Origin of the sequence: Pseudomonas sp. 2822-17, from assembly GCF_002742485.1 — a bacterium.
Lineage (GTDB): Bacteria > Pseudomonadota > Gammaproteobacteria > Pseudomonadales > Pseudomonadaceae > Aquipseudomonas > Aquipseudomonas cyclaminis.
Map to the genome: position 1 here is coordinate 1 of NZ_LJRZ01000163.1, position 278 is coordinate 278.

General features: G+C 36.7%; 1 protein-coding gene. It reads left to right on the forward strand.

Going from position 1 to position 278, the window contains the following annotated elements; translation table 11 throughout:
* A partial coding sequence (locus AOA60_RS01380) for a DUF1002 domain-containing protein (RefSeq protein WP_143522330.1) occupies positions 1-278 on the forward strand: 278 nt, incomplete at both ends.

Consider the following 278-nt stretch of genomic DNA (forward strand, 5'->3'; position numbering starts at 1 on the left):
GACATATAGATGCTTCTGTTATTGGTAGTCGCTCCATCTCTTCATCTATGATTATAATTGGTGATGAAGGGTCTGGAATTAATGTGGAGACAAATAATATAACTTGGGTTTCAGAAGGAATGTATGCTAACGCATTAATTACTGCTGGGGTAAAGGATGCAAATGTTTATGTAACAGCTCTGTTTAATGTTTCAGGTACTGGTGCTTTAACAGGTCTGATAAAAGCTTATGAGCTTACTAGTGATGAAGCAATACCTGAAGAACAGAAAGAAGTAGCT